This window comes from Methanospirillum sp. (genome assembly GCF_028679455.1).
In the GTDB taxonomy this organism is placed as follows: Archaea; Halobacteriota; Methanomicrobia; order Methanomicrobiales; family Methanospirillaceae; genus Methanospirillum.
This window is the reverse complement of the sequence record NZ_JAJRBM010000137.1, coordinates 1-3,220: the sequence shown is the minus strand read 5'-3', so window position 1 is coordinate 3,220 and position 3,220 is coordinate 1. Positions and strand designations below refer to the sequence as shown.

The 3,220-nt window shown below is 47.9% G+C and carries 3 protein-coding genes; 2 read left to right on the top strand and 1 reads right to left on the bottom strand.

The genetic code is table 11. The annotated features are described in order from the left end of the window. A partial coding sequence (locus tag LUQ50_RS04655) for a tRNA(Ile)(2)-agmatinylcytidine synthase (protein WP_300036902.1) occupies window positions 1-1,126 on the bottom strand: 1,126 nt, incomplete at its 3' end. Window positions 1,127-1,519: 393 nt separating this feature from the next. On the opposite strand from LUQ50_RS04655, the gene LUQ50_RS04650 reads away from it, so the two are divergent. Beyond that, window positions 1,520-2,437, top strand: coding sequence for a transcriptional regulator (locus LUQ50_RS04650; RefSeq protein ID WP_300036899.1), 918 nt, complete (start codon window positions 1,520-1,522; stop codon window positions 2,435-2,437). A gap of 52 nt (window positions 2,438-2,489) precedes the next feature. Beyond that, window positions 2,490-3,220, top strand: a 731-nt coding sequence (locus LUQ50_RS04645; protein WP_300036896.1) for a TCP-1/cpn60 chaperonin family protein, incomplete at its 3' end; no start/stop codon positions are given.

Below are 3,220 nucleotides of genomic sequence, written 5' to 3'. Positions count from 1 at the left end.
CCGGAGTCTGGGTTCTTTCTCCACACTTCCTGCACTTATATCCCTTTCCAGCGCCCGCACTGGTCATCTGTTTCTGGCATATTTTGCAGTATGGGGCATTTTTGTGTTCATCAGTTTTTCTGATGGAGAGGCAGATCTTTTCCAGGTTCAGGGTGCTGTTCAAAAACGATCCAACTGCAATGATCTGATCGCCGGGAATGAGGGATCTGACATGGTCTCTGAAACATTTTGTCGGTTCGAATGCCATACATGGTAATTCCCTCCCGTTGTCGCCGATACAAAAACTGACATGTCCGCCGATCCCTGTTGCAGGGGGTTTCAGGACTGTTCCCCTGACCCGATATGAACTTCCTTCGGTGAGAGATCCGATTTTTCCGCATAATATATGAGCATCTGTTCCCTGATTGGTAAGCCAGATCTGTCCCCATGGATATGGTTCAGAGCGAATGCATGATACCGCATGGGCAATCGCAAATGGTGAATCTCCTCTGATTCCATAGAGAACCGGATCCGGAGTATGCGGCACACAGACCACCGATCCCCGGTCAGGATCCACCGTATCCCAGGTATGAGGTGTCGTTGCCTCTTCAGCAGTAAAAAGACTCACTGCATCTACTTCCCGGGGAGTGGTCCATCGTGTCTCATCCCGGTATGCAAGTAGTTCCCAGGTGTGATCGGAAAGATCCGAAGCGATTGCTGCAGTAGCTCCGATGAGTCCCCTGCCCAGTTTGAACCCTTTCCATGCAATGGCATGTTCTTTCAGGAGCTCTTCTGCTTCGGCTATGGTACAGACTGCTGTCACCGCTTTGGTATAAAATTCTGAGGGAAACTGGTGATCTGCGACTACGACTCCGGGATGGGTCTTTTCGCATGTGAGATCTGCATAGGTAGTAACGAGATTACAGGCGTGATCAAATGCAATGCTAGGATCACCTGTAACTCTGATGGCAATCGCTGCATTTCCTCGTGTCCGGTAGGGAATTGTTGGATTTAGCCTGATGAGACGTGCCTCATCGATCCTGAATCCGAAGTTACGAAGATCTCTGATGAGACGTGCTCCCAGCCAGGTAGTACACATACCCTCCGGTGAATCGGTATCATCCAGTCCGATCCAGAAGGTTTGCATGGGAGACATTCTGATGGGCACTATTCCATTTTTATAATTCAAGCCTTTCAATCGAGGGAGAACATGAGAGTTACAACCCTCATCTGTTTTCAATTGCGAATCGCGGATATTTCGGGATACCCATTCATGATCTGAAAATGATGGGTGCTGCACTTTTGATTATTGATTATATGGTGATTCGAAATTATGTATGAATTGTTTCATTCATGATCTTCACCGTTCCAGAGATAAGGATCCAGATTTTACTGGTGACAATTATTAAATACGCACATAAAGTAGGTATTTATCTTATCGGAGGACAAGAGAGTATATTGAAGTGAAATTCCTCCAGGAACCAGGATTTCACAGATCCCGGGAAATATACTCCCTCTTAATGGAGGTCATTAATAACTGATGTCACAGGACCGTCTGCTCCAGAATGTTATCAGCGTCATGATGATGGCAGGCTATGATGTATCAGAACTCTTTGCCATGAGGCCGAAGAGTTTTGATCTCATTGCCAATAATGGAAATCAGATTGTAGTCCTGAAAGTGATATCGCATATTGATAGTATCAGCGAAGAGAATGCTCGCGATCTGGATCAGATCTCAAGGAACCTTAATGGTACTCCGCTGGTTGTCGGTGAACGTGCACGTGATGCTGAACTTGAACGGGGGGCAGTGTATGTTCGGTACGGAATTCCTGCAATAAATTATCCAACCCTCCATGATTATTTCGTTGACGGTTCACCTCCTCTTATTTATGCATCTCCCGGAGGTCTGTACGTAAATATCAGTGGCGAGAAACTTCGCGAGTTACGGGAAGTAAATAATCTCTCGCTTGGGGATCTAGGCCAGATACTGGGAGTATCCCGCCGTACGGTAGCCAAGTATGAGGCAGGAATGGGGACCACCATTGATATTGCCATACGGATTGAGGAGACTTTTGACAGCGGGGTTGTTGAGCCCATTGATCTTCTCCGCTATACTCCTCACGTAAGTTCTGATCTCTCACTTCCTGAAGAAGATATCCCGATTCAGCCATTTATTGAAGAGATGGGGATGCACCTGCAGATGATGAGTCGTGCGCCCTTTCAGGCTCTTATCACGTATGAAGACCATACGATCCTGACCGGGTATGGAAGATCCCAGAAACTCTCACGAAGAGCAGGCATTATTGGTAATATCTCTCAGGTTACCAGATCCCATGCCATGTGTATCATGACCGATGATCAGCGGCAACGCAGGATCGGCAAGACACTGATGCTCGGAGAGGAGGACCTGCTCTCAATGGAGGGAGCTGACGATCTCCTCAATCTCATTCTAAACTGATAATATTATATAGAACCACTAAACAACCTTATCCTACACGTGGTGATTCTGTATGTCTACACAGCTTGGAGGACAACCAATTCTTATTCTTAAAGAAGGCAGTTCACGAACCCGCGGGCGCGATGCCCAGGGAATGAACATTGCCGCCGCAAAGGCGGTTGCCAACGCAGTCCGGACTACTCTTGGACCAAAAGGAATGGACAAGATGCTCGTAGACTCCATCGGTGATGTTGTAATCACCAACGATGGTGTCACCATCCTCAAAGAGATGGATATCGAGCACCCGGCTGCAAAGATGATGGTCGAAGTCGCCAAAACCCAGGATGATGAGGTCGGTGACGGGACTACTACCGCAGTTGTAATCGCTGGAGAACTGCTCAAACGCTCTGAAGAACTCCTTGAACAGGATGTTCATCCAACTGTTATCGCTCACGGATACCGGATGGCAGCAGAGAAGGCGCAGGAACTCCTCAAGGGTTTTGCGATTGATGTCAAGCCAAAAGATGTCAAGATTCTGAAGAAGATCGCTGAGACTGCGATGACCGGAAAGGGCGCAGAGGCATCAAAGGACAGTCTCTGTGATCTCGTTGTGAAGGCAGTCACCATGGTCGCTGAGACCGATGGAACTGTTGACACTGAAAATATCAAGGTCGAGAAGAAAGTAGGCGGATCTATCGAGGACTCTGAGATTGTCATCGGTATGGTCATTGACAAGGAACGTGTCCACCCCGGTATGCCAAGCAGCATCACCAAGGCTAAGGTCATGCTCCTGAACGCGGCAAT